The following is a 17,837-nucleotide window of genomic DNA, read 5'->3' as shown; positions in this document are numbered from 1 at the left end:
GTTGCCGGTTGCCGGTTGCCGGTTGCCGGTTGCCGGTTGCCGGTTGCCGGTTGCCGGTTGCCGGTTGCCGGTTGCCGGTTGCCGCGCCGCGCCGCGATCAGATCACGCGGAAGTGGTGCGTGCCGTCCCGCTTCAACTGATCGACCAGCCCGTATTCCCAGTCGAGATACGCCTGCATCGCGGCGGCCGCGTTGTCGGTGCCTTCGTACGGGCGCCGGTAACGGTCGACACTCGGCGACGCGAGATGCGTGTCGCCGTGCTCGAGCGGCAGCCCCGCGTCGATCCACGCTGCCGTGCCGCCCGTCAGCACCGAGATTGCCGCGGAAGCCGGCAGCAACGCACGCGCGTCGTCCGCGGCGAACCGCGCGAGCAGGCTCGATCCGCACGTGAACACGTAGCGCTTCGCCGGCGGGATCGCGGCGAGCGCATCGCGCAACTGCGCGCGCACGACGAACCACGCGCCGGGAATATGGCGCTTCACGTAGTTCGCGCTGGTCGTCACGTCGACGATCGCGATCTCGCCCGCAGCCGCCTCCTTCAGCCAGCCCGCGAGCGTCGCGCGTGACAATTCGCTGACCTCCGGCGTCGCCGGCACGTCGCGCGGCGGCTGGCCGCGCTCCACGAACGCCGCCGTGCCGGCCGGCTCGACCACGCGCACGTCCCAGCCCATCTGCGCGAGCCACGACGCGGTCATGTCCGCGCGCACGCCGTCGTCGTCGGCCAGCACGATGCGCGCGCCGCGCACCGGTGCGTGATGGTCGGTCTCCTGCACGAGTTGGCCGCCCGGCGTGCTCAGGAAGCCCGGCAGATGGCCGGCCTCGTATTCCTCCGGCGTGCGCACGTCGAAGCGGTACAGCGTGCGGCCCGGTTCGTCGAGCGCGGCGACCTCCGCGAGCGCGATGCGCGACACGCCCGCGCGCTCGGCCACCGCGCGCGCGGCGCGGCGTGCTTCGTCGCGCTGCGCGGGATCGACGTCGTCGGGAAAGCGTCGCGACGCGCCGCGCTCGAGCGTCTGGCCGGCGAGCGTCCAGCCGATCGTGCCGTTGCGCAGCGCGGCGACCGGGTTCGGCAGCCCGGCGTTGATCAGCGACTGCGTGCCGATGATGCTGCGCGTGCGGCCCGCGCAGTTCACCACGACCCGAGTCTGCGGATTCGGCGCGAGCGCGCGCACGCGCAGCACGAGTTCCGCACCCGGCACGCTCGTCGACGTCGGGATGTTCATCGTTTGATATTCGTCGAAGCGGCGCGCGTCGACGATCACGACGTCGGCCTTCGCGTCGATCAGCGCCTGCACCTCTTGCGCGGACAGCGACGGCGTATGCCGCTCGGCCTCGACCCATTCGCCGAACGACTTGCTCGGCACGTTCACGTCGATGAACAGCTCGCCGCCGCCGGCGAGCCAGCCCGCGAGGCCGCCGTCGAGCAGGCGCACGTCGGTATAACCGAGCTGCGCGAGCGTCGCGGCCGCGCGCGGCGCGAGATCCTCGCCGCCCGCTTCGCCGAACACGACGATCGGCGTGTCGCGGCGCGGAATGCGCGTCCACGCGTCGAGTTCGAGTTTTGACAACGGAAAGTTGGCGGCCCACAGCGGATGGCCCTGCGCGTAGGGATCCTCCTCGCGCACGTCGATCAGCGCGAGCTCGTCGCGGGCCAGCAGGCGCGCGCGTACGTCCTGGTACGACGCGACGGGGAAACGGGAAGTGGAATCAGCGGATTGCGTCACGATGTCTCTGTCGGATTCTGTTGAAGTCGATGAAGAAAGCACACGGAAAACGGTTGACGTCCTCACCCGCCTAAAGGCAGGTGATTCCCACACCTGGCGATGCACGTCCGCATCGGAGAATGTTCAGCGCAGCGTTGATATCACGATCATGCTCGACACCACAGCCATCGCAGGCCCACTCTCTCATTCGCAGTCCCGCGATACCTTTCGGCCGCGTCGTGCTGTCTTTCGATCCGCACGCCGAACAGGACTGGGTAGAACCGCTTTCGTCGACTTCCTCGAACGTGGCCCCGTGCGCCATCGCCTTGTAACGGAGCTTGTTTCGGAAGGACGACCAGGATGCGTCGTAGACGCTTTTCGCCATCCTGGTTCTGGCGAGCTTCGAGGCCGACACGTTGCCGACCGCGAGGTAATCGAACCGTCGCACCAGATCGAGGGCGAGCTTGTGCTGAAAATCGGCACGGGCATTCGCGACCTTGGCGTGCAGCTTCGCGATATGCCGCTTGTGCTTTCGCGCCCGTTGAGCTTTCGCCAGTTTCTCCGCCGCGCGTCGGCCGAATCGGTCATTGGGCAGCTTCTCGCCGGTCGAAAGTGTGGCGAAGTCTTTCAGGCCGAGATCGATACCGACGCCGGAACGGATCGGGCGAGCCTGAACATCGGGCATCTCGATCACGATGTTCAGAAACCAGTTGCCACGTGCATCCTGCGCAAAGTTGGTCCCATCCTTGATCTTGCCTTCGGGAAGCGCCCGGCTGTGGAATACCCGAAACGTGTTGCCGGCGAAACGGAACGCGTCACCCTCGCGCTTCGGGTCACGGCCCTTCAATGGCACCCAACCGAGCGATTTCTTGCCGCGATAGCGCAAGTAACGTCGCCGGTGCTGACTGCGCGACTTCGCATATTGCTCGCACGTCGCGTTGATCGTGCCGGAGTGGATGCCGAGTTCCTTACTGCTGCCGGTGGTAAGCACATTCAAGTCGAATCCCGTCGGCCACTTCTTGCTCCACTTGAGCGCGTGCTTCTGCGTGTCGTTGCAGAAGTTCCAGACGTAGTTCACCGCACGGCTCTGCTTGTTAAGCACTCCGTTGAGCGACTTCACGCGGTAGCGGTAGACAAGGATCATGCCGGTGATCCTAACCCGTGGAAGAAGCTGCCTGTCAACAGCACGCCTTTCCTTCCCGCCGTCGATGGCGGGGTTTCTCGGAGCAAATTCTGATGAATCTCGCGCCCGCGAGCGGGCGTTCGCAACCGGGCGCAGGCGGCATGCGAGGTCACGCGTTCGAATAGCCGGACACGAACGGCTTCACGGTGCCGTCGTCGAGGAACACCGCGCGTTCGACCTTGCCGATGTTCGCGCCGTACACGTGGATGCTGATCGATACCTGATCCGCGAACGCGTTGGTCACGCGATGGACGTCGCCGATGCGCGGCGACACGGCCTCGACCTCGCCCGGCTGCAGCCGCACCGCATCGCCCGCCGGCACCGGCTTGCCGGTTGAGTCGAACCGGTACGGCTGCGAAAACTCGCCGCCGCGCAGCATCCCGATCAGCCCCCACACCGTGTGGTTGTGGATCGGCGTCGTCTGGCCGGGGCCCCATACGAAGCTGACGACGGAAAACCGCTCGTCGGGATCGAGATGCAGCAGGTACTGGCGGTAGCGCTCGGGATCGGGCTGCGCGAACGCATCGGGCAGCCAGTCGTCGTGCGCGACGAGCGCGGCGAGCAACGCGCCGCCCTCGTCGAGAATGCGCGCCTCGTTCGCGCCCGACGCAAGCAGCGCATCCAGACCATCGACGAACGGACGCAGCGGCGTCTGTTGCAACGAAAGCGTACTCATCGGCCAGCTCCTCGAATATGATGGATCGTCATGATGCACCTGAAAGACCATGCAGAACAAACATGAAAATTAGCGATATCGACGCTTTTGCAGCGGTCGTCCGTTGCCAGACGCTCAGCCAGGCCGCGACCGAGCTCGGAATGACCCAGCCCGCGATCACGCGGCGCGTCCAGAACCTCGAGGAAGCGCTCGGCGTGACGCTGCTCGATCGCAACACGAAGCCGCCGCGGCCGACCGACATCGGCCGGCAGGTGTTCGAGCAGTGTCGCGCGATCCTGCGCGAAGTCGACGCACTGCGTGAACTGACGGCCGGCCAGCGGCCGCCCGCCGGTGAATTCCGCGTCGGCCTCACGCAGGGGCTCGGCGAGCTGATGCTGCCCGGCCTGATCGCGCGGCTGGCTGGGCCATGGCCGGCGCTCACCACGCAGGTCACGACCGCCTGGGGCGGCACGCTCGTCGAACGCATCGCGCGCCGCGAGCTCGATGCGGCGCTGGTGTTTCTGGCCCGCGAGATGGTGCTGCCGCCGCAGGTCGAGGGCGAACGGCTGTTGGCGACGCGGCTCGTCGCGGTCGGCCGCAAGGGCGACTGGCCGCGCCGCGGCTACCGGCTTGCCGACTGCCATGCGCGCGGCTGGGTGCTCAATCCCGACGGCTGCGGGTTTCGCGCGGGCCTGCGCCGGGCGCTCGACGCGCAGGGGCTGCCGATGCCGGTCACGCTCGACATTTACGGCCGCGACCTGCAGTTGCAGAGCGTCGCGAACGGCTTCGGCATCGGGTTGATGCCGCTGCCGCTGCTCGACGGCAGCCCGCTGCGCGACGCGCTCGACATCGTGCCGCTCACCGATTTCAAGCCGCAGATCGATCTGTGGCTGCTGCACCGGCAGGACGCCGCGCGCTTCGCGGCGCCGCTCGCGGCCGTGGCCGCGCATGCGCGCACGGCGTTCGCGCTGCCCGCGGATCCCGCCGCGCACGACGAAGCCGCTTGACCAGAACCGACGACGCCTGCACGGCGTCGTCCCGTTTGCGCCGACCGCCACGCCCCCGCGCTCACGCATCGTGTCGAGCGGATGCCGGCGCGTGGCGTGACGTGCCGCCCGCTTCCGGGTTCGGCGTCTCGCTTCGCGCCGCCGCCTCGAGCGCCGTCCGTCCGGCGGCGACCGCGATCGCGTCGTCCTGTGGCGTATGCACGCGGCTGCACAGCACGTCGCGATAGTGGCGCTCGAGCGGATTGCTGCGGCTCAGCCCGTGATTGCCCGACAGCTTCAACGCGTGCTCGACGGTGCGGATCGCCTGTTCCGTCACGGTTCGCTTGACGAGGCCGCTCGTCGTCACCGGCGGCGCATCGCCGGCATCGGTGCGTGCGATGTGCGCGTCGAGCAGCACGCGGTTCGTGTGCAGCCACCCTTCGATCTCGCCGACGGCCTCCTGCACGCGCGGCAACGTCGCGAGCGGCGCACCGAGCCCGCTCGGCGCGCGCGTCGTCGCGAATTCGAGCAGCCAGTCGCGCGACGCACGCGCCACCGCATCGTAGAGACTGCCGAGCAGCGCGACCATCCAGGCCTGCTGATCGACCTGCGCGTCGACGTCCGCATGACTCGCGGCCGACACGGCCCACGCATCGGGCGCGCGCACGTCCACCGCATGATCGGCGGACAGTCGCACGTCGTCGAGCACGACCTCGTGGCTGCCCGATGCGCGCAGGCCCAGGTGATTCCAGCTTTCGATCACGCGGATGCGCCCATCGCCTTCAGCGTGGCGCTCGCGCGGCACGAGGAACACGCCGACACGCGGCTCGGGCTCGTCGGTGCGGGCCCATACGGCCAGCCAGCGCAGCGCCGGAATGCCGGTGCAGTACAGCTTGTGGCCGGACAGCCGCCAGCCGTCGCCGTCGCGACGCGCAACCGTTTCGGGCAGGCCGCCGCGCGACGGCGAACCGAGCGCCGGCTCGACACGCAGCGCATTGATCAGCGCGCCTTCGTCGACCGCACTGTCGAACACCGCACGGCGCAGGCGCGCGGGCCAGCGGTTGTCCGCGCGGCCGAGCGCGCGATGCTGCAGATACGTCATCGTCAGCACCAGCGCGGTCGCGGGATCGGCGCGCGCGACCGCGGCCACGATGCGGCTCGCCTGCGCGAGCGTCGCGCCCGCGCCGCCATGCTCGCGCGGCACGACCTGCGCGATCAGCCCGGCGCGATGCAGCCGCGCGAAGTTCTCGTGCGGGAAACGGCCGTCGACATCGTTGCGCGCGGCGTCGGCCGCGAGTTCGGGCGCGAGACGCTCGAGCAGCGCGGCGACGCGCGCATCGTCGGCGGGCAGGTGGCGCAGCGAAGACTGTGGCGACTGTGGCGACTGTGGCGCTGGGGGCGCTGGCGGCGAGGAAGCGGCAAGGCTGGCGGACATCGGTACGAATTCCCTCGGTGACTGGGTAGCGGGTAGCCAAGTAACGTATCGGCGGTGACGGCGGAGACCGATCGGCACACGGCGCGGCGGCTCGCGAAGCCGGCGCGGCGATCGGCGCCGATCGGGGCGGCGACCGAAGCCCCGCGCGACAGGCGGCCGGCGCCCGTTCGATTCGATCGCGAGCCCACAGCGTATGCGCAGCGCACACGCGTCCAAACCATGCAAATCTGATATTCAAATCCGGATTGATTATTTCCATTCCGCATGATCCCGGCGGTAATCTGCGCTCCATTCCCCGCCGTGGCCGGCCGTCGCTGGCCGCGCGGGGCCGCCCTTGCATCGGAGACCCAGATGAGCGTCGAATTCATCGGCATGATCCAGAGCCAGAAGCAGTCGGAAATCCATCCGCCTGCCGGCCCCGTCGTCGACCCCGACTACGTGCGCGACTTCGCGCGTGCACACGAAACGGCCGGCTTCGACCGGATCCTCGTCCCGCATCACTCGACCGGCCCGTCGGCGACACTGACGATCGCGTTCGCCGCCGCGGCGACCGAGCGCATCCATTTCATGCTCGCGCATCGTCCGGGCTTCACCGCGCCGACGCTCGCCGCACGGCAGATCGCGACGCTCGACCAGTTCAGCCGCGGCCGGCTCGCCGTGCACTTCATCTCCGGGGGCTCCGACAGCGAGCAGCAGCGCGACGGCGATTTTCTCGATCACGACGCGCGCTATGCGCGCACCGACGAATATCTCGGCATCCTGCGACGCATCTGGACCGAAACGCAGCCGTTCGATCACGACGGCGCGCACTACCGCTTCACGCAGGGCTTTTCCGAAGTGAAGCCGTTCCAGCGGCCGCACGTGCCGATCTACTTCGGCGGCGCATCGGAGGCGGCGCTGGAAGTCGCCGGCAAGCACGCGGACGTCTATGCGCTGTGGGGCGAATCGCTCGACCAGGTGCGCGACCTGACGACCCGCGTGCGCGCCGAAGCCGCGAAGCACGGCCGGCAGGTGCGCTTCTCCGTGTCGTTCCGGCCGATCCTGGCGGCGACCGAAGACGACGCGTGGGCGCGCGCGCACCGGATTCTCGACGAAACGCGCCGGCTGCGCGAAGCGGCCGGCCTCGGCACCGGCGGCCCGCAACAGAGCGAAGGCGCGCGACGCCTGCTCGCCGCGGCCGAACGCGGCTCGCGGGTCGACAAGCGGCTGTGGACCGAGATCGCGAAGCTCACCGGCGCGCGCTCGAATTCGACCGCGCTGGTCGGCACGCCCGAACAGGTCGCCGACGCGCTGCTCGACTACTACGACCTCGGCGTGACGACGTTCCTGATCCGCGGCTTCGACCCGCTCGAGGACGCGATCGACTACGGCCGCGAACTGATTCCGCGCGTACGCAGCGCCGTCGCGGCGCGCGACGCGGCGCGCCGCGCAGCCTGACGCAAACGGAGCCGCCCGCCATGTCCGCCGTCCTGTCTTCTTCGTCGCCCGTGCGCACCGCGTCGGGTCTCGTCCTCGCCGACACACCGCGCCAGCATTTCTGGTTCGATCCGCCCGCCCCGCACGTCGACGTCGCCGCCGAGCGCCGCCACCGGCTGGAGCGGCTCGCGGCCGCGTTCCGCCTGTTCGCGCGCTTCGGCTTCGCGTCGGGCCTCGCCGGCCACATCACCGCGCGCGATCCGGAACTGCCCGACCACTTCTGGGTGAATCCGCTCGGCGTGCATTTCTCGCAGATCAAGGTGTCGGACCTGCTGCTCGTCAACGCGCGCGGCGAAACCTCGATCGGCAACCGGCCGCTGAACAAGGCCGCGTTCGCGATCCATGCGGCGATTCACGACGCGCATCCGCACCTCGTCGCGGCCGCGCATACGCATTCGACCTACGGCAAGGCGTGGTCGACGCTCGGCCGCGCGCTCGACCCGCTGACGCAGGACGCGTGCGTGTTCTACGAGGATCACGCGCTGTTCGACGACTTCACGGGCATGGTTGTCGACACGAGCGAAGGCGCGCGGATCGCGGCCGCGCTCGTGAAACCCGACGGCGGCACGCACAAGGGCGTGATCCTGAAGAACCACGGAATCCTGACGGCCGGCCCGACGGTCGAGGCCGCCGCGTGGTGGTACATCGCGCTCGACAACGCCGCGCACACGCAGTTGCTGGCCGAAGCGGCCGGCACGCCGCAACCGATCGATCACGCGACCGCGCGGCACACGCACGGCCAGATCGGCGGCCCCGACGGCGCATTGCATGCGTTCGACAGCCTGTTCGCGCGCGTCGTCGCCGACGAACCCGACCTGCTCGACTGAGCGCCTGCCGCACGACCGGAACCCAAAAACCACACCATGACCAATACCACCGCACCCGCGCCGACCGGCGCCCATGACGACAAGCGCCGCCGGCTGCTGCGCGCGGCCGGCGCCGCCGCGCTCGCCGCACCGGCGATCACGCTCGGCCGCAAGGCCTGGTCCGCGCCGCCGCTGAAGAAGCTCACGTTCGCGTGGAACCAGAACGCGTTCTGCCTGACGCCGATCGTCGTCGCGCAGGAGCACGGCCTCTTCGAGAAGAACGGGCTGAAGGTCGAGCTGATCAACTACAGCGGGTCGACCGACCAGCTGCTCGAATCGATCGCGACCGGCAAGGCCGACGCGGCGGTCGGGATGATCCACCGCTGGCTGAAGCCGCTCGAAGCCGGCTTCGACGTGAAGATCATCGGCAGCTCGCACGGCGGCTGCGTGCGGCTGCTCGGCTCGAAGACGGCCGGCGTCACGACGCTGCAGGCGCTGAAGGGCAAGACGGTCGGCGTCAGCGATCTCGCCGCGCCCGGCAAGCACTTCTTCTCGATCCTGCTCGCGAAGAACGGCATCGATCCCGAGCGCGACATCACGTGGCGGCAGTATCCGGCCGACCTGCTCGGCGTCGCGGTCGACAAGGGCGAGATCCAGGCGATCGCCGACGGCGATCCGAATCTCTACCTGCTCGAGAAACGCAGCAACGGCGCGTATGCGGAACTCGCGACGAACCTGTCCGGCGAATACGCGCGCAAGGTGTGCTGCGTGATCGGCGCGCGCGGCGATCTCGTACGCAACGACCGGCCGACGGCCGCCGCGCTCGCGCGCTCGATCGTGCAGGCCACCGAGTACACGCACGACAACCCGAACGAAGCCGCGAAGGCGTTCGCGAAGTATTCGCCGAAGATCAACCCCGACGACCTGCGCAAGCTGTACGCGACGCTGACCTACACGCACCACCCGACCAACGTCGACCTGCAGCAGGAAATCGCGTTCTATGCGGACGATTTCCGCCGGATCAACGTGCTGAAGAAGAGCACCGACCCGCAGCGCTTCGCGCAGCAGGTCTATGCGAACGTGCTGGGGTGATGCGATGTCGACGATCGAACACGCATCCGCCGCCCGCACCGCGTCGGCCCCTGCCTCCGCCACGGCTGCCGCCACGTCCCGTGCCGCGTGCATCGCCTGCGACGCGACGCTCGCGGCCGAAGCCCGTCGTGCGCGCATCTGGCCCGCCGGCGTCGTCGCGGCGCTCGCATGGGCCGTGCTCGGCGCGATCACGCACCTGTGGCCGAACCGCGTCGTCGGCTTCACCGACTGGGCGTACACCGAGTCGTTCGGCACCGCCGCATGGACGATCGCCGCGCTGCTGCTGATCTCGGCGACGCTCGGCCATCGCGTGCCGGCCACGCGCGCACGGCTCGCCCGCGTGCGCCCGGCCGGGCCGTGGCTCGTCGCGCTGCCGCTCGTGCTCGCCGTGTGGGAAATCGTCACCGCGAAGACCGGCTGGCTGCCCACGCCGTTCTTCGCGCCGCCGCAGGCGCTGATCGAGGTCTACGTCGACGACTGGCCGCGCCTCGCCGGCAGCGCCGGCAATACGCTGAAACTGCTCGCGCTCGGGTTCGCCTACGGCGTCGCGGTCGGGTTCGCGGTGGGCGTGTCGATCGGCTGGTCGCGCCGCATCGGCTACTGGGTGCATCCGGTGCTGCGCGTGCTCGGCCCGGTGCCGGCCACCGCGTTGCTGCCGCTCACGTTCTACTTCTTTCCGACGAGCTATTCGGCCGCCGCGTTCCTGATCGCGCTGTCGACCGGCTTCCCGGTCGCGGTGCTGACGTGGTCGGGCGTCGCGAGCGTGAACCGGCAGTACTACGACGTCGCGCGCACGCTCGGCGCGAACGCGCGCTTCCTGGTGCTGCGCGTCGCGATTCCGGCCGCGCTGCCGCACGTGTTCGTCGGCATCTTCATGGGGCTGAGCGCGTCGTTCACGGTGCTCGTCGTCGCCGAGATGATGGGCGTCAAGTCGGGACTCGGCTGGTATCTGAGCTGGGCGCAGGGCTGGGCATCGTACGTGAACATGTATGCGGCGCTGATCGTGATGGCGCTGTTGTTTTCCGGGCTGATCGCGCTGCTGTTCGCGGTGCGCGACCGTGTGCTCGCGTGGCAGAAAGGAACCGTCAAATGGTAAGCGCCGCCGTTCTCGAACCGTCTGTTGTCACCGCGCCGCGCGGCGCGCGCATCGACATTCGCCGCGTGAGCCATGCGTTCGACGGCCCCGCCGGCCCGCTGCCGGTGCTCGACGACGTCACGCTGTCGGTCGCGGTCGGCGAATTCGTCGCGCTGCTCGGCCCGAGCGGCTGCGGGAAATCGACGCTGCTGCGGCTCGTCGCGGGCCTCGACGCCGCGGGGCGAGGCACGATCGCGCAGGACGGCGTGCCGATCGAACGGCCCGATCCGTCGCGCATCGTCGTGTTCCAGGATCCGACGCTCTATCCGTGGCGCCGGGTGCGCGCGAACGTCGCGCTCGGTCTCGAAGCGCGCGGCGTGGCGCGCACCGCGCAGCATCGCGTCGACGATGCGCTCGCGCGCGTCGGGCTGCAGGAATTCTCGAACGTGTTTCCGCATCAGCTGTCGGGCGGGATGGCGCAGCGGGTCGCGCTCGCCCGCGCGCTCGTCAACGATCCGCGCCTCCTGATCCTCGACGAGCCGCTCGGCAAGCTCGATTCGCTGACGCGCTTGACGATGCAGGCCGAGCTGACCGCGCTGTGGCAACGCGACGGGTTCTCGGCGCTGCTCGTCACGCACGATGTCGAGGAAGCGCTGTTTCTCGCGCAGCGCGTGATCGTGTTCGGGCCGCGTCCCGCACGCATCGTCGCGGAACTGCGCGTCGACCTGCCCTATCCGCGCCATCGCGGCGACCCGCGTCTCGCCGAGCTGCGCCATGAGGCGCTGCGGCATCTCGGCCTCGATGCGAGCTGGTAGATGCGCGGTGCCGTTCGCAGGATTGCCGGTGCGCGGCAAAGGCCGCGCCGATGAGCGCACCGCCGTTCGCCGACTGGGCGCTGCTGTTCCTGCAACTGCTGTATCGCGCGCAGGCCGCGTTCGCGTGCGTGCTGCATGCGGCCGGCCTGACCGGCGATGCCGACGGACAGGCCGCATGGCCCTGGGCGCACCGGATCGCGCTCGAAACGCTGCGCATCGACGCGGCGCTCACGCGCCAGCTCGCGTTCGCGGGTGCGACGAGCGCGCTCGCCGCAGCGCTGGGCTGCGGCGCGATCGCGTCGCGCAAATGGCGGGCGGCATCGGCATTCGCCGCGCTGGCCGTTGCATGGTCCGCACCGTGGCCGCCGGTGTCGCTGTGGCTCGCGCCAGCGGTGCCGACCAGTTTCCAGCGCAATCCCGCACCGTTTTCCGTCGCGAACGTGATGCGCGGCGAGCACCTGTATGCGCAGCATTGCGCGGCCTGCCACGGCGCGGACGGCCGCGGCGAAGGGCCGCTCGCGGCGACGCTCGCGCACTGGCCGCCGACCTTCGCGGGCACGCTGCTCGCGCGCCGGCTCGACGGCGAACTGTACTGGCGCGTGCGGCACGGTACGCACGACGCACGCGGCGCGGCGTCGATGCCGGGCTTTGCCGCGACGCTCGACCCGGCCGACACGTGGGCCGTGCTCGATTACCTGAAAGCGCTGTCGGCCGGCAGCGGCGCACAGGCGGAAGGTGCGTGGCCCGTACCCGTCCCGCTGCCGGCGCTCGACGTTCGCTGCGGCAGCGCCGCGCCGCAACCGCTCGCGCGCTGGCGCGAAGGCCAGCGCGTGCGCATCGTCGCGCTCGCGCCGGCCGGCACGCCGCCGCGGGAAGACCCGCGCTGGCAGACGCTGCTCGTCACCGCCGGCGACGCGCCCGCACCGCCGGCCACCGGCATGCGCGCGAACTGTGTCGCATCGACGCCCGATGCCTGGCAGGCGTTCGCGACGATCGCGGGCGTGCCGCCCGATGCGTTCGGCGGCACGCAACTGCTCGCCGACCGGCGCGGCTGGCTGCGCGCGCGGGCATTGCCGGGCAGCACGGGCTGGTCGGCATCCGACCTGCTGTGCCGCTCGGATGCCCCCGCACGCGCGCCGGCAACCGCCGCGAACGTCGATCCGCTGACCGCGCTCCTGTTGCGCGTCGATGCCGAACCCGTGCGCGACGTGCAAGCAGGGCTCCCGCACTGAATCCCCGAACCGTTTCCCCGCTCGACAGAACTTCACGATGAACCCCACCCGACGTCACTTCCTCGCACAAGCAGGCACCCTCGCCACTACCCTCACCGTCGCGCCGGCCGCGCTCCATGCGCAATCGGGCGCGCGGCCGCTGCTGCGGGCCGGCGATCAGAAAGGCGGGCTGCGCGCGCTGCTCGAAGCGGCCGGCGAACTGAACGGCCTCGCGTACGACATCTCGTGGACCGAATTCCCGGCCGCCGCGCCGCTGGCCGAAGCACTGAACGCGGGGGCCGTCGACTGCGGGCCGATCGGCGACGCGCCGGTGATCTTCGCGCTCGCGTCGGGCGCCCGCATCAAGGTGATCGCCGCGAACCGCTCCGACCCGTACGGCACCGCCGTGCTGGTGCGGCCCGACGCCACGCTGAAAGACGCCGCCGACCTGAAAGGCAAGCGCATCGGCACCACGCGCGGCTCGATCGGCCATTTCGTCACGCTGAAGGCGCTCGACGCGGCCGGCTTGCCGCCGGACGCCGTATCGTTCCGCTTCCTGCCGCCGGCCGACACGATGCTTGCGCTCGCAACCGGATCGATCGATGCGTGGGCGACCTGGGAGCCCTATACGGCGCTCGCCGAAACGAGCGGCCGCGCGCGCGTGCTCGTCGACGGCCGTGGCCTGTGGTCGGGCCTCAGCTACGTCGCGGCGACCGACGCGGCGATCGCGTCGAAGCGCGACGTGCTGCGCGACTTCCTGCAACGTGTCGTGCGCGCGCAGGTCTGGTCGTACCGGCACGTCGACGCGTATTCCGCGGCGCTCGCGCGCATCATCGGCATCCCGCCGGCGGCCGCGAAGCTGCAGTTCGAGCGCCGCAACACGCACTGGCAGCCGATCGACGCGACCGTGATCGCCGCGCAGCAGCGCACGGCCGACTTCTACCTGAAGGCCGGGCTGCTGCGCCAGCCGCTCGACGTGCGCACGACCTTCGATCTGGGCTTTGCGCTCGCGTAATGCGCAGCCGGCTGCGCGGCGGGGCGCAACCGCCCAAACGGCTTTCGCATGATCTGGCACAATCGCGATTCGATCATCCCGCCTTCGTCAGCCAGCGTCATGCCAGCCATCTCCGAACTCTTCGTCTACCCGATCAAATCCTGCGCCGGCATCGCGCTGCCGCGCGCGCAACTGCTCGAAACGGGCCTCGCGTACGATCGCCACTGGCTGATCACCACCCCCGACGGGATGATGATCACGCAGCGCACGCACCCGCGCCTCGCGCTGATCCGCACCGCCCTCGACAGCGATGCGCTCGTGCTGAACGCGCCGGGCATGCCGGAGATCCGCACGCCGCTCGACGGCGACGCGACGCCCGCCACGCCGAAGATGGCCGCGACCGTCTGGCGCGACACCGTCGACGCGATCGACACGGGCGCCGCAACGGCTGCATGGCTCACCCAATTCCTCGGCGTGCCGTTGAAGCTCGCGCGCTTCGGCGCGGATGCGCGCCGCGGCTGCAACCGCAAATGGACCGGCGACATCGATACGCACACGCAGTTCGCGGACGGCTATCCGCTGCTCGTGATCGGCCAGTCGTCGCTCGACGACCTGAACGCGAAGCTCGTCGCGAAAGGTGTGCCGGCGATCCCGATGAACCGCTTCCGCCCGAACATCGTCGTGTCGGATCTCGACGCGTATGAAGAGGATTTCCTCGAGCATCTCGACGCCGACGGCGAGACGCCCGTACGGCTGCGGCTCGTGAAGCTGTGCACGCGCTGCCCGATGCCGACGATCGACCAGGTGACCGGTGCGCCGAACCCGGACTGGCCGCACGAGCCGACCGACACGATGCAGACCTATCGCGCGAACCCGAACTACGACGACGCGCTGACGTTCGGCATCAATGCGATCGTCGTCGAAGGCGCGGGTGCGTGGCTCGAGGTCGGGCAATCGGTCGAAGCGGAGATCGGGTTCGGCGACTGAGCGTTGCGGCGGCGGCGCGCCGTTTGCGTCACCGCCATCCGCCGCGGTTGCGCCGGTCCATCGCGGCAACCGCTCTACCGCGGCGCCGGAACCGTCGGCAGCCGCACCGTGACCACCAACCCGCCGCCGTGCGCATCGGCCAGCGTCACGCTGCCCTGATGCACGCGCGCGATCTCCCGCACGATCGACAACCCGAGCCCCGTGCCCTCGACCGTCTGCGTCTTGCTGCCGCGATGGAAGCGTTCGAACACCGCGTCGCGCTCGCTGCCCGGAATGCCCGGCCCGTTGTCGATCACGTCGAGCCGCGCATGCTCGCCGTCGCGCGACACGCGCACCGTGATCACCGCGCGATCGCCCGAATAGCGGATCGCGTTGTCGATCAGGTTGCCGATCATTTCGCCAAGCAGCTCCGGTTGACCGAGCACGTCGACATCGGCCTCGTGCTCGAAACCGAGGTCGATGTCGCGCGAGCGCGCGACGGGCGACCAGTCGAGCGTCACGCTGCGCGCGAGCCGGTGCAGCGCGACCGGCTGGTGCGCGACCGCCTGGCCGCTATCCGAATCGAGCCGCGACAGCGACAGCAGTTGCTGGACGATCTTCGCGGCCTGCCGCACCGCGCCGTTCACGCGCCGCAGATGCACGTTCACGCGCGGCTGCTCGGCCGGTCGCAACGCCAGCTCGACGCCGGCCTGCACGGCCGCGAGCGGCGTCTTCAGCTGATGGGCCGCATCCGCGAAGAAGCGCCGGCGCGCGACCTGCATCCGCTGCGTGCGGCCGATGTACTGGTTGATCGACTCGACGAGCGGCGCGAGTTCGCTCGGCATGCCGCCGGTGTCGAGTGGCGTCGGATCGCCGTCGCTGCGCGCGGCGACCGTCGCCGACAGCCGGTTCAACGGCCGCAGCCCGCGCCCGACGCCGAGCCACACGATGCCGAGCGCGAGCACGACGAGCAGCCCTTCCTGCAGCAGCGAGCCCACCAGGATCTCGCGCGCGAGCGCCTGGCGCGCCTCGATCGTCTCGCCGACCATCACCCATACGATGCGCGTCTGCGCGGTCGGCACGTCGTGCACCGGCACGCGCAGCGCGGCCATGCGCAACTGGTCGCCGCGATACACGACGTCGTAGTAGCGCGTGACGAACAGCGCACCGTCGCCCTGCGGCAGCGGCAGGTCCGGATAGCCGGTGATCGTGCGGCCGTTGTCCTCGCGGATCAGGTAGTAGATCTTGCCGCCGTCGCCCGATTCGAACATCTCGAGCGCCAGATACGGCAGGTCGACCTCGATCTCGCCTTCGTTGAGGCGCACGCCTTCGCGGATCAACTTGAGCGACGACGACAGCGTGCGGTCGAACGCGACGTGCGCGGCGCTCATCGCGCGCTGGTACGTGAGCCACGAGTCGAGCGCGAGCAGCCCCAGCAGCGGCAGCAGCAGCCACAGCGCGACCTGCGTGCGCAGGTTCGGGCGGGTCATTCCACTGCCTTCGCTTCGAGCAAATAACCCAGCCCGCGCAGCGTGACGATCGCGACGCCGGTGTTCTCCAGCTTCTTGCGCAGCCGGTACACGTAGATCTCGATCGCATCCGCGTTGACCGACTCGTCGAGCCCGAAGATCTTCTCCGACAGCGTCTCCTTGTTGATCGCGCGGCCGTTGCGCAGGATCAGCACCTCCAGCACCGAGCGCTCGCGCGGCGTAAGCGACAGCGCTTCGCCGGCGAGGTGAAAGCCGCGGTCGATACTGTCATACGAAAGCGGCCCGCATTCGACCCGCGAATGCTCGTGGCCGAGGCTGCGCCGGATCAGCGCGCGGGCGCGCGCCTCCAGTTCGGTCAGCTCGAACGGTTTCGCCAGATAATCGTCGGCCCCGAGATCGAGCCCCTTCACGCGGTCCTCGACCGAGCCGTGCGCGGTGAGGATCAGCACCGGCACCGGATTGCGGCGCGCGCGCAGCCGCCGCAGCACCTCGAGCCCGTCGAGCTTCGGCAGCCCGAGATCGAGGATCACCAGCGCGTAGTCCTGCGTGCGCAGCACGTGATCCGCCGCCTCCCCGTCCGCCATGTGATCGACCGCGAAACGCGCGGCGCTCAGCGCGTCGTTCAGCGACTGGGCCAGGTTTGGGTTGTCTTCGACGAGCAGCACACGCATGGGGACCTCGGGAAATCCATGACACAAAGGACGCTATTGTGAACCCAAATGAAAGCGGGCTGAAAGTGCACCGCAATTAACATCCGCGTCACTCGAACAACACACACGCACAACTGGAGGAAGACATGCCGTTTGCACCGAAACAGCTCGCCGCCGCGCTGGCGATCGTCCTGGGCACCGCCGCCGGCGCTGCCGTCGCGCAGGTTCCGGCCGGATATCCGGGTAACTACCAAGGTGTCGTCGACGCCGCGAAGAAGGAAGGAAAACTGATCGTCTACTCGACGACCGACACGGGCCTCGTGCGCCCGCTGATCAAGGACTTCGAAAGCCTGTATGGCGTGAAGGTCGAGTACAACGACATGAACAGCACCGAGCTGTACAACCGCTACATCAGCGAGAACGCGGCCAGCAGCACCAGCGCGGACGTGCTGTGGAGCTCCGCGATGGACCTGCAGGTCAAGCTGGTCAACGACGGTCTGATGGCGTCGTACGATTCGCCCGAAAGCCCGAACGTGCCGCAATGGGCGCAATACCAGAAGCAGGCATACGGCACGACGTTCGAGCCGCTCGCGATCGTCTACAACAAGCGCCTGATCCCCGAGAACGAGGTGCCGAAGACGCGCGCCGACCTGATCAAGCTGCTCACCACGCAAGCCGACAAGTTCAAGGGCAAGGTCACGACCTACGACATCGAGAAGTCGGGGGTTGGCTTCAACTACCTGACGCAGGACGCGCACGTGAACGAGAACGTCACGTGGGAACTCGTGAAGGCGATCGGCGCGACCGGCCCGAAGCTGCAGTCGAGCACCGGCGCGATGATGGAGCGGATTTCGTCGGGCGAGAACCTGATCGGCTACAACATCATCGGCTCGTATGCATACGCGAAGGCGAAGAAGGACAAGTCGATCGGCTACGTGTTTCCGAAGGACTACACACAGGTCGTGAGCCGCCTGGCCACGATCTCGAAGAAGGCGAAGAACCCGAACGCCGCGAAGCTGTGGGTCGACTACCTGCTGTCCAAGCGCGGCCAGACGCTGATCGCGAACCAGGCGAACCTCTACGCGATCCGCACGGACGTGACCGGAGAAACGTCGGCCGCGAGCCTCACGAAGGAACTCGGCGATTCGCTGAAGCCGATCCAGATCGGCACCGGCCTGCTCGTCTACCTCGACCAGTCGAAGCGGCTCGCGTTCCTGAAGCAATGGCAGCAGGCGATCAAGCGCTGATCCGCTGAGCCGCTGACCTCGGGCCGCCCGCCGCACCGCGCGCGGGCGGCCCCT

Annotated in this window: 16 protein-coding genes; 10 read left to right on the top strand and 6 right to left on the bottom strand. The window is 69.3% G+C overall.

The window, feature by feature from the left end:
* Positions 1 to 97: 97 nt before the first annotated feature.
* The 3 genes from SB786_RS23475 to SB786_RS23465 form a co-directional block, all read right to left on the bottom strand.
* Positions 98 to 1,723 (bottom strand): rhodanese-related sulfurtransferase, encoded by a 1,626-nt coding sequence (locus tag SB786_RS23475; RefSeq protein ID WP_410729581.1) that lies wholly within the window; start codon positions 1,721 to 1,723, stop codon positions 98 to 100.
* Between the two features lie 70 nt (positions 1,724 to 1,793).
* Positions 1,794 to 2,846 (bottom strand): RNA-guided endonuclease InsQ/TnpB family protein, encoded by a 1,053-nt coding sequence (locus tag SB786_RS23470; protein WP_410729580.1) that lies wholly within the window; start codon positions 2,844 to 2,846, stop codon positions 1,794 to 1,796.
* A 148-nt stretch (positions 2,847 to 2,994) separates the two neighbouring features.
* Positions 2,995 to 3,561, bottom strand: coding sequence for a cysteine dioxygenase (locus SB786_RS23465; RefSeq protein ID WP_410729579.1), 567 nt, complete (start codon positions 3,559 to 3,561; stop codon positions 2,995 to 2,997).
* Between the two features lie 62 nt (positions 3,562 to 3,623).
* Here SB786_RS23465 and SB786_RS23460 point away from each other — a divergent pair, with 62 nt between their 5' ends.
* Positions 3,624 to 4,547, top strand: a complete 924-nt coding sequence (locus tag SB786_RS23460) for a LysR family transcriptional regulator (RefSeq protein ID WP_410729578.1) — start codon at positions 3,624 to 3,626, stop codon at positions 4,545 to 4,547.
* A gap of 61 nt (positions 4,548 to 4,608) precedes the next feature.
* Here the strand turns inward: SB786_RS23460 and SB786_RS23455 are convergent, their stop codons facing one another.
* Positions 4,609 to 5,961 carry an acyl-CoA dehydrogenase family protein gene (locus SB786_RS23455; protein ID WP_410729577.1) on the bottom strand — a complete coding sequence of 451 codons (1,353 nt, stop codon included), beginning with the start codon at positions 5,959 to 5,961 and terminating at the stop codon, positions 4,609 to 4,611.
* Positions 5,962 to 6,312: 351 nt separating this feature from the next.
* On the opposite strand from SB786_RS23455, the gene SB786_RS23450 reads away from it, so the two are divergent.
* The 8 genes from SB786_RS23450 to SB786_RS23415 all read left to right on the top strand — a co-directional run bounded on the left by SB786_RS23450 (position 6,313) and on the right by SB786_RS23415 (position 14,417).
* The gene (locus SB786_RS23450; protein ID WP_410729576.1) at positions 6,313 to 7,398 is read left to right on the top strand and encodes an LLM class flavin-dependent oxidoreductase; all 1,086 of its coding nucleotides are present in this window, start codon (positions 6,313 to 6,315) and stop codon (positions 7,396 to 7,398) included.
* Between the two features lie 20 nt (positions 7,399 to 7,418).
* On the top strand, positions 7,419 to 8,264 hold the full coding sequence (locus SB786_RS23445) for a class II aldolase/adducin family protein (RefSeq protein WP_410729575.1): 846 nt from the start codon (positions 7,419 to 7,421) through the stop codon (positions 8,262 to 8,264).
* Positions 8,265 to 8,300: 36 nt separating this feature from the next.
* A complete protein-coding gene (locus SB786_RS23440) occupies positions 8,301 to 9,335 on the top strand; it encodes an ABC transporter substrate-binding protein (RefSeq protein ID WP_410729574.1) in 1,035 nt (344 codons plus the stop codon).
* 4 nt (positions 9,336 to 9,339) lie between these two features.
* Entirely contained in the window at positions 9,340 to 10,431 is a 1,092-nt protein-coding gene (locus SB786_RS23435) for an ABC transporter permease (RefSeq protein WP_410729573.1), read from the top strand.
* Positions 10,425 to 11,225, top strand: coding sequence for an ABC transporter ATP-binding protein (locus tag SB786_RS23430; RefSeq protein WP_410729572.1), 801 nt, complete (start codon positions 10,425 to 10,427; stop codon positions 11,223 to 11,225). Before SB786_RS23435 ends, SB786_RS23430 begins: the two co-directional genes overlap by 7 nt.
* A 50-nt stretch (positions 11,226 to 11,275) precedes the next feature.
* Positions 11,276 to 12,457, top strand: a complete 1,182-nt coding sequence (locus SB786_RS23425; RefSeq protein ID WP_410729571.1) for a c-type cytochrome — start codon at positions 11,276 to 11,278, stop codon at positions 12,455 to 12,457.
* A 37-nt stretch (positions 12,458 to 12,494) separates the two neighbouring features.
* Positions 12,495 to 13,451, top strand: coding sequence for an ABC transporter substrate-binding protein (locus SB786_RS23420; protein ID WP_410729570.1), 957 nt, complete (start codon positions 12,495 to 12,497; stop codon positions 13,449 to 13,451).
* A 99-nt stretch (positions 13,452 to 13,550) separates the two neighbouring features.
* Positions 13,551 to 14,417: an MOSC domain-containing protein gene (locus SB786_RS23415; protein WP_410729569.1), complete on the top strand. Its 867-nt coding sequence runs from the start codon at positions 13,551 to 13,553 to the stop codon at positions 14,415 to 14,417.
* Between the two features lie 74 nt (positions 14,418 to 14,491).
* Here the strand turns inward: SB786_RS23415 and SB786_RS23410 are convergent, their stop codons facing one another.
* Positions 14,492 to 15,886 (bottom strand): sensor histidine kinase N-terminal domain-containing protein, encoded by a 1,395-nt coding sequence (locus SB786_RS23410; protein WP_410729568.1) that lies wholly within the window; start codon positions 15,884 to 15,886, stop codon positions 14,492 to 14,494.
* Positions 15,883 to 16,557, bottom strand: a complete 675-nt coding sequence (locus SB786_RS23405) for a response regulator (RefSeq protein ID WP_410729567.1) — start codon at positions 16,555 to 16,557, stop codon at positions 15,883 to 15,885. The genes SB786_RS23410 and SB786_RS23405 overlap by 4 nt, the downstream gene beginning before the upstream one ends.
* A gap of 125 nt (positions 16,558 to 16,682) precedes the next feature.
* On the opposite strand from SB786_RS23405, the gene SB786_RS23400 reads away from it, so the two are divergent.
* Positions 16,683 to 17,783 (top strand): ABC transporter substrate-binding protein, encoded by a 1,101-nt coding sequence (locus SB786_RS23400; protein ID WP_410729566.1) that lies wholly within the window; start codon positions 16,683 to 16,685, stop codon positions 17,781 to 17,783.
* Positions 17,784 to 17,837: the final 54 nt, after the last annotated feature.

Origin of the sequence: Burkholderia sp. SIMBA_062, assembly GCF_046534765.1 — a bacterium.
GTDB classification, from domain to species: Bacteria; Pseudomonadota; Gammaproteobacteria; order Burkholderiales; family Burkholderiaceae; genus Burkholderia; species Burkholderia ambifaria.
Note: the sequence above shows the minus strand (reverse complement) of the source record. Positions and strands in the feature narration are given on the sequence as shown.

What these genes read in the sequence shown, in the direction of transcription:
- SB786_RS23470 (WP_410729580.1), bottom strand. Translation starts at nt 2,846, where the DNA reads ATGATCCTTGTCTACCGCTACCGCGTGAAGTCGCTCAACGGAGTGCTT.
- SB786_RS23465 (WP_410729579.1), bottom strand. Translation starts at nt 3,561, where the DNA reads ATGAGTACGCTTTCGTTGCAACAGACGCCGCTGCGTCCGTTCGTCGAT.
- SB786_RS23460 (WP_410729578.1), top strand. Translation starts at nt 3,624, where the DNA reads ATGAAAATTAGCGATATCGACGCTTTTGCAGCGGTCGTCCGTTGCCAG.
- SB786_RS23455 (WP_410729577.1), bottom strand. Translation starts at nt 5,961, where the DNA reads ATGTCCGCCAGCCTTGCCGCTTCCTCGCCGCCAGCGCCCCCAGCGCCA.
- SB786_RS23450 (WP_410729576.1), top strand. Translation starts at nt 6,313, where the DNA reads ATGAGCGTCGAATTCATCGGCATGATCCAGAGCCAGAAGCAGTCGGAA.
- SB786_RS23445 (WP_410729575.1), top strand. Translation starts at nt 7,419, where the DNA reads ATGTCCGCCGTCCTGTCTTCTTCGTCGCCCGTGCGCACCGCGTCGGGT.
- SB786_RS23440 (WP_410729574.1), top strand. Translation starts at nt 8,301, where the DNA reads ATGACCAATACCACCGCACCCGCGCCGACCGGCGCCCATGACGACAAG.
- SB786_RS23435 (WP_410729573.1), top strand. Translation starts at nt 9,340, where the DNA reads ATGTCGACGATCGAACACGCATCCGCCGCCCGCACCGCGTCGGCCCCT.
- SB786_RS23430 (WP_410729572.1), top strand. Translation starts at nt 10,425, where the DNA reads ATGGTAAGCGCCGCCGTTCTCGAACCGTCTGTTGTCACCGCGCCGCGC.
- SB786_RS23425 (WP_410729571.1), top strand. Translation starts at nt 11,276, where the DNA reads ATGAGCGCACCGCCGTTCGCCGACTGGGCGCTGCTGTTCCTGCAACTG.
- SB786_RS23420 (WP_410729570.1), top strand. Translation starts at nt 12,495, where the DNA reads ATGAACCCCACCCGACGTCACTTCCTCGCACAAGCAGGCACCCTCGCC.
- SB786_RS23415 (WP_410729569.1), top strand. Translation starts at nt 13,551, where the DNA reads ATGCCAGCCATCTCCGAACTCTTCGTCTACCCGATCAAATCCTGCGCC.
- SB786_RS23410 (WP_410729568.1), bottom strand. Translation starts at nt 15,886, where the DNA reads ATGACCCGCCCGAACCTGCGCACGCAGGTCGCGCTGTGGCTGCTGCTG.
- SB786_RS23405 (WP_410729567.1), bottom strand. Translation starts at nt 16,557, where the DNA reads ATGCGTGTGCTGCTCGTCGAAGACAACCCAAACCTGGCCCAGTCGCTG.
- SB786_RS23400 (WP_410729566.1), top strand. Translation starts at nt 16,683, where the DNA reads ATGCCGTTTGCACCGAAACAGCTCGCCGCCGCGCTGGCGATCGTCCTG.